Below are 6888 nucleotides of genomic sequence, written 5' to 3'. Positions count from 1 at the left end.
GTAGGAAGTCGCCAAATAACTAAGGATTCACATTAAGTGAGTCCTTTTTTAGTGCATACTTTATATTAATCTTAAAACGAGATAGTAGAGGTCGGGGAACCCTGAAATATATGTAGGAAGTCATCAAATAACTAAGGATTCACATTAAGTGAGTCCTTTTTTAGTGTTAAAAATATTTTTTATTAGTAAATGCAATTCGATATTAATTTTAAAACGAGTTAGTAGATTCTGGACAATCTTTTATAAGAAAATCGATTTAATGTAATTATTAAAAGCTATAAGAAAAGACGATAGTGTAATTGACTACCGTCTAATATTGATATTATTTCATTTCGTTTTCTTCTAGGTCCTTTAATGTTATGCCTTTTTCGTTTTTCCAACTTGTTCTTCCATTTGCGTTTGTCCCTAAAACAAAAGCAGCTGCATAGGATGGACTATTAAATAAATAGTTTTTATTCAACTTTCCATCTACAATTTCATTTTTATCTAAACATTGCTCCCTCAATTCTTTTATCGATTTTGGAATAGCAATAGAGTCTATAATTTCTATCATACTATCTTTTAATACTACAAAACCCTCATCTGTTCTTTTACATTTTGCTTCTATCTGCCTATTTGACTTACCACTTTTTCTTGAAAGATAGAGGATTGACTCTTTGTCATTATTATTTTCATATTTTTCTTTTGTATCTTTATCGACTATAGGAACGAATATTTTATATCCCAGGACACCAAGTACCATTTTAGAATATTCTACAAAATCTTCCAACTCTGATTCTTTTTCTTCGGTTACATTTCCAGGGTTTGGATCATTTCCATTTCTTACTTTGTACCTATCTACATCTATAGCCATGTTAGTGAATTTATTCTCTAGATATGAGATTTCTGTAGGGCCAAATGAGTTATTTTGTGTAGTTAACATGACTGCATCTGAAAAATAAATTTCATCTTTTAAGTGTTCTGATACCCTAAATAGAACTCCCTCACCATTTTTTCTTATTCCAGCTTGGCCGATATAAACTTCGTCATCTCCGTCATCGTTCTTACCAAATAAAAAATAAACTCCACTTTGTTTTAAATCTTGTCTATCTTTGCATTTTTCAAGATATGTCCTAGGGACTTTATAAGCTAAGCCTGTCCAATTTGATAAGGTACACTTTATTCTACCAGTAACTTCTCCGTCCATAAAAAAAAGATTAAAATTTTTGCTATTTTTCATCCTAGAGCTCCAAATATTATATAATAATTACATTATACTGGTTAATATTTTTTATTTATCATTATTTTAATAAAGATATTTTTTGTCAGATCTAGTTTTGAAGTGCTGAATTTGACGAGTATAAGAAAAATCTTTAAAATTTATAAAAAAATTTTTATTATCGTGTTTAAAATAAATTTATCTGGGTAATATAATAATAAGAAAAATAGTTTTCTTACCCACTGGCACAGGGATTAAGAAAATTGAATAGTCTTTATGGGATTGTTTGGTTTTGATGCTTTTATGGACGGCTGGTGATTTATGAGTTTCTAGTATATCTACTTTACTCATAGATTTATAGAAAAAGTGGTGGAAGATAAGTGTAAAAGATGAGCCATCTGACGTTTTTCTATAAGATAGGTTGTAAAAGTTTAATTGGAATCGGATGATTTTATAAAAAGAATTGTCAGCATGTTACTAATGAAAAAAGAAGATTTCACATATAATGGAAAGTTTCATCAAGTCTATGGACTTGGATATAGAAAGGATGATAAATGGTGATTGAACCTAAATCAGAATGCTGTGCCGGTGGGGAAAAATAATCGACTTTGAAGTGTAAAGAAATTTCAAGGTCGATTTTTTATTTGGAATTTTTTATAGGGTTTAACTTGTTATAAAAACGGATTTTTGAATATCTTTTGGTATAAATTTTATGGACCAATATGTTCTTTTTATGAAATGAATGTATTGGTTTTTTATTATTTTCTCGTCTTCTCGGACTTTTTTTATAAAAAAATGAAAACAACTATTGCGAATGATTTGCATTGGATGTATGATAGTACTTATTGCAAATGACTTGCATATTAGGAGGAAGATTTAGATGAAACATTTTAGAAATTTATTTTTTATATTTCTCCTTGCTGGGCTTTGTTTAACATCTTGTGGCAAGGAAGATAAAAATATTGAAAATAAGGCAGTGGAAGATCAGAAAGTTGCTGGCAAGAAGACTATTTATGCTAGTTTTTTTCCTGTAGCTGAATTTGTTAAGATGATAGGTGGTGATAAGTATGAGGTTAAGACTATTATAAAAACAAGCGAAGAGCCTCATTCATTTGAACTCACTAGCCAAGCTATGAAGGACCTTGAAGGTACAGACTTGATTGCTTACAATGGGGCTGGAATGGAGTCTTTTATTGACGATTTGAAGGATAATGTCAAGGATGATGATAAGTTTTTAGATTTGTCTGATGGCCTTACCCTGCTTGATTCTTCTAAGGAAGGGTCAGATATGGCGTCTATAAATCCTCACACTTGGCTTTCTATAAAGAATGCTAAGGTTATGGTTGATAATATTTACAGAAAGCTTGCTAACATGGATCCTACTAATGAAAAATATTATAAGGATAATCTTGATAAGGCGCTTGCTAAGTTTGATGACCTTGATAAGAAGTTTACTGATGAGCTTGCTAAGGTTAAGGATAAGGAGAAATATTTTGTAGTCTCCCATGCCGCCTTCAATTATTTGGCAGATGATTATGGTCTTAAGCAAGTGGCTGTGACTGGGATTTCTCCTGAAGAAGAGCCATCAGCTAAGGACCTTAAGACTATTGCAGACTTTGTAAAAGAAAAAAATATTAAGACTATATTTTTTGAGGGCAAGGCAACTCCTAAGGTTGCTGAAACCCTAGCAAAAAACACTGGCACAAAGACTTCAACCCTTTACACAATGGAAAATCTCGATGACGATATGGTAGCTAAGGGTTATATAGGTCTTATGGAAGAAAATTTGAAGGCCTTGGTTGAATCTTTCAATGAATAAAGAGGTATTAAAGGTAGCAGGTCTTAGTTTTGCTTATGAAAAGGATCTAATCCTGGATAATATTAATTTCGAAATTCAAGAAGGAGACCTCGTTGCCCTTGTTGGGGCGAATGGGGTTGGCAAGTCTACACTTTTAAAGTTGATTTTGGGGGATTTGAAGGCTAAGAATGGTCAAATACAAATATTAAATGATGATATAAGGAAGGATAACCACTACAGGGACCTGGCTTATATTTCACAAAATGCAGTTGCTTCTTATAGAAACTTTCCTACAAGTGTTGAAGAAGCAATAAAAATCCACCTTTCATATTTAAAAAAGAAGTCTAACCCAAAAGAATTGATGGAAAAACTTGGCTTGTATGAACATCGTAAAAAAGCTCTAAGCGAATTGTCTGGTGGACAAATTCAAAGATTTGCAATAAGCCTTGCTCTTATCAAAGATGCAAGCCTTATTCTTTTAGATGAGCCAACTACAGGCATTGATGAAGATTTTTCTAGGGATTTTTTTGAAAACCTCAAAGAGCTCAAGAAAGCTGGAAAGACCATAGTAATAATTACCCACCAGCTTGACATGGCTGGGGACTTTGTGGACTATGCATTGAGGATAAGGAAGGGAAAAATCGAAAGAATAAGCAAAGATAAGCTTAGTTTGTGAGGTAGTATGCTAGATATATTTGAATATGAATTTATGCAAAGAGCCTTTATAGTTGGTGGACTTTTGGCATTGATTTTGCCCTGCATGGGCCAACTTGTCCTCCTTAAAAGGCTTTCGATGATAGGAGATACCCTCTCACACTCATCTCTTGCTGGCCTTACCATAGGCCTTGCCTTCGGCTTTAGCCCGATTCTTGCGGCAATTATTGCCTGCCTTTTTGCGGGGCTTTCCATAGAGTTGATTAGAAATAAATTAAAGAGCTACCAAGAAGTTTCGACAGTTATTATTCTCGCAGCATCTATTGGATTAGCAGGTATATTTTCATCAATGGTCAAAAACACCAATGCAATTTCTTCTTATTTGTTTGGTTCTATTGTGACAATATCCGATGAGGAATTTTACTTGGTGATAGGGGTGGCGGCACTTGTGCTAGCTGTTTATTCTATACTTTATAAAAAACTTTACCTAACAATTTTTGACCAACAAGCTGCGAGGATTATGGGCATAAATACTAGGATGATCAATTTGTTTATAACATTTTTGACAGCTATCACAGTTTCTATTTCAGCCAAAACCATCGGCTCTTTGATAGTGTCTTCCATCTTGGTCATACCGAGCATTTGTGCTATGCAATACACAAAAACTTACAAACAGACCTTGTTATTATCTATAGGCTTTTCGATAATTTTTGTATTTTTAGGATTAGTTATATCCTATTACTTAGATTTAAAACCAGGCTCTGTCATTGTTCTAATATCAGTTTTATGGCTAATTCTTAGCCTGGTAGTAAAGAGAAAATAAAGGGGGAAACGATGAAAAATAATAAAAACATAGGAAAAGCAGTCTTGTTTGCTTGTATTTTTTTGACAAGTCTAAGCTCATGCTCCATGTTTAAAAATAAGAAAGAAGAAAAAAATCTTCAACAAAATCAAGTGAAGACAAGCCAAAAAGTCACATATGAGGCTAAAAAAACTAGCCTTAAAAAAGACACTACTACAGAAGTCTTGGTTGATGCTGAAATCAAAAAGGAAGACATAGTTAAGGTAGTAAAACACGGCGATCATTGGCACGTCTTCACCAAGGATGGCAGGGAAAAAATCACCTATTCTGACCCAAATCAAATAAAGGATACAGGTCATTTTGAAATGGTGAGTGTAGTAGGTAAAAACCAACTAAAAAATAAGAATGTAGTGGCAATTAAAAAGCACGGTGACCACTATCATGTCTACCTAGCAGATGGGACAGAATATCTCACTTACGAAGACCCATCAGCTCTATTTCCTAATATAAAGATAGGAACTTATACAGGAAGCCACGGCCAACAAAATGCTGGCAAAAGCAAGGCTCAAAAGGTGGCAGAAAATAAAAAGGTAAAAGAAAAACTAGAAAAAGATGACGAAAGAGTTATCAAAATTCTCAAGCATGGGGACCACTACCACATCTATACATCAAAGGGCAACGAATTTGTGACCTACGAAGACCCTAGGAGCCTATATCCAAATGCATCTTATGGAATATACGTTGGTAACCACGGGGATAGGAAAAAGATGATTGCCAAAATCCTTAAAGAAGATAAGGAAATGCAAGCCAAGAAAAAAGCGGCTGGTCTAGAAGATGAGATAGAAAACTCTGATAAACTTAAAGAAGACGACAAGCTTGTAAAGGTAGAAGAAAATAAGAAAACTCATAATGTAGTTAGCATACTAAGACACGGTGATCATTGGCATGTATATACAGCAGATGGAAGAGAGTACATAACTTACTCAGACCCATCATCTTCTTATCCAGATGTAGCTGTGGGCACCTACCACGGTAGCCATGGGGACAAGAAAGAAAACCAAGGTAAGGGAAAGCCTGAAGATAATAACAAGGATAAGAAAGAAAATCAACAAGAAGAAGGCTCAAGCGAAGATAAACCAACAAATCCAACAGAAGACAGAAAGACAAGGATAGAAAAGCTTAAGATTTTAAGTGTCCTTGGTCAAAAAGGAGAAGTTGACCGTTATGATATAGTGGAAATTTTAAGACATGAGGACCACTACCATATTTATGACTCAAAGGGCAGAGAAGGCGTAACTTATGAAAATCCTAAAGACCTTTATCCAAAAGCTAGCTATGGTCAATACCAAGGAAGCCATTCAGCTGAGGGCAAAAACAAAGATAAAATCAATTGGCCAGAAGGTATCACAAAAATAGTGGACCATCGTGATCACTGGCATCTCTACAGGGGTGATGATGAAGTAGCGGTAGTTTATGTTAATCCGAGAGATAGGTACCCAGAAGCTGAATACATCAAAGACTATGTCGATGTTGGAAATGTAGAAGTGGAAGATAAAGATTTGTTCACTTATGATAGCGTAGATTCTGAAAAGGTTGACGGCATAGAGTCAGTTCTTAGTGATAACCTAAGAAGCATGACAGGCTATGGAAAATTGAACGACGGGATCCCAATTATGGGAACTGATGATAAAGAGGGAGAAGTATTTTACTGGCTCCACGGTAACCACTATCACGCCCTAAGCATAAAAGACTTGGTAAAAATGGAAAAGGCTGGTGCATTTAAAGGATATACAGCAAGACAAGTAGTAGCAACATTGAAATATAAGATTGCTTATCCAAAAACAGACCTAAGTTATAAATCAGATTTAAATATTGACGAGATTAAGGCTTATCTAAAATCCTATTATAAGATAAGTGATGATAGTAGAATTTTTAGTTTAGGTGGAGAAAATATTGATATATACACTGGAGAAGAAACAAATCATTTTCATATAAGTAAATTTGAGAAGAAAAATGGAAAAATATCCTATAAGGAAAATCTACCTAAAATACTCAGTGATAAAGAATTAGAAAAAAAAGAAGAAGAAAAGGAAAAAGAAGAAAAGCAAGATAAGGAAGAGAAGCAGGATAAAGAAAATAATAATAAAACAGAAGAAAAACCATCAAAGGAAAATTCTAACGAAAAAAATGACGGAAAAAAAGATTCTGAAAATAACGAAAAAAATCTAGAAGAAGATGGTCAAAAAGAAAAGGAAAAAGAAGAGCAAGAGAAAGAAAATCAAAATAATGATTTATCGGGTTATGCAAGTAGGGAAGAAGCAGAAAAGGCTGCTAAAAAAGCCCTAGAAAATAACCCTGCAAAAGATTCATACAATTTCTTCCAAGGAGCAAATGGAAGATGGTACTACACCCTAAAGTAAGCTAAGAACGAAAAGA

At 33.9% G+C, this 6888-nt stretch carries 5 protein-coding genes; 4 read left to right on the top strand and 1 reads right to left on the bottom strand.

Features of this window, described 5'->3' with window-relative positions; all coding sequences use genetic code 11:
- Window positions 1-322: 322 nt before the first annotated feature.
- Window positions 323-1219, bottom strand: a complete 897-nt coding sequence (locus tag HMPREF0072_RS08825) for a GIY-YIG nuclease family protein (RefSeq protein ID WP_004829382.1) — start codon at window positions 1217-1219, stop codon at window positions 323-325.
- An 859-nt stretch (window positions 1220-2078) separates the two neighbouring features.
- Between HMPREF0072_RS08825 and HMPREF0072_RS08820 the strand changes: the two genes are divergently transcribed.
- From HMPREF0072_RS08820 to HMPREF0072_RS08805, 4 genes are read left to right on the top strand one after another with little or no spacing between them, the layout of a single operon-like run.
- Entirely contained in the window at window positions 2079-3017 is a 939-nt protein-coding gene (locus HMPREF0072_RS08820) for a metal ABC transporter substrate-binding protein (protein ID WP_004829378.1), read from the top strand.
- Window positions 3010-3672 carry a metal ABC transporter ATP-binding protein gene (locus tag HMPREF0072_RS08815; RefSeq protein WP_004829376.1) on the top strand — a complete coding sequence of 221 codons (663 nt, stop codon included), beginning with the start codon at window positions 3010-3012 and terminating at the stop codon, window positions 3670-3672. The genes HMPREF0072_RS08820 and HMPREF0072_RS08815 overlap by 8 nt, the downstream gene beginning before the upstream one ends.
- 6 nt (window positions 3673-3678) lie before the next feature.
- Window positions 3679-4473 carry a metal ABC transporter permease gene (locus HMPREF0072_RS08810; protein WP_004829375.1) on the top strand — a complete coding sequence of 265 codons (795 nt, stop codon included), beginning with the start codon at window positions 3679-3681 and terminating at the stop codon, window positions 4471-4473.
- 11 nt (window positions 4474-4484) lie between these two features.
- Window positions 4485-6872 carry a DUF5633 domain-containing protein gene (locus HMPREF0072_RS08805; protein WP_004829373.1) on the top strand — a complete coding sequence of 796 codons (2388 nt, stop codon included), beginning with the start codon at window positions 4485-4487 and terminating at the stop codon, window positions 6870-6872.
- Window positions 6873-6888: the final 16 nt, after the last annotated feature.

The organism is Anaerococcus lactolyticus ATCC 51172 (genome assembly GCF_000156575.1).
Classification (GTDB): Bacteria; Bacillota; Clostridia; order Tissierellales; family Peptoniphilaceae; genus Anaerococcus; species Anaerococcus lactolyticus.
This window is presented reverse-complemented; position numbering and strand designations above follow the sequence as displayed.

Coding starts and splice junctions, on each gene's coding strand:
- HMPREF0072_RS08805 (WP_004829373.1), top strand. CDS start 4,485: ATGAAAAATAATAAAAACATAGGAAAAGCAGTCTTGTTTGCTTGTATT.
- HMPREF0072_RS08810 (WP_004829375.1), top strand. CDS start 3,679: ATGCTAGATATATTTGAATATGAATTTATGCAAAGAGCCTTTATAGTT.
- HMPREF0072_RS08825 (WP_004829382.1), bottom strand. CDS start 1,219: ATGAAAAATAGCAAAAATTTTAATCTTTTTTTTATGGACGGAGAAGTT.
- HMPREF0072_RS08820 (WP_004829378.1), top strand. CDS start 2,079: ATGAAACATTTTAGAAATTTATTTTTTATATTTCTCCTTGCTGGGCTT.
- HMPREF0072_RS08815 (WP_004829376.1), top strand. CDS start 3,010: ATGAATAAAGAGGTATTAAAGGTAGCAGGTCTTAGTTTTGCTTATGAA.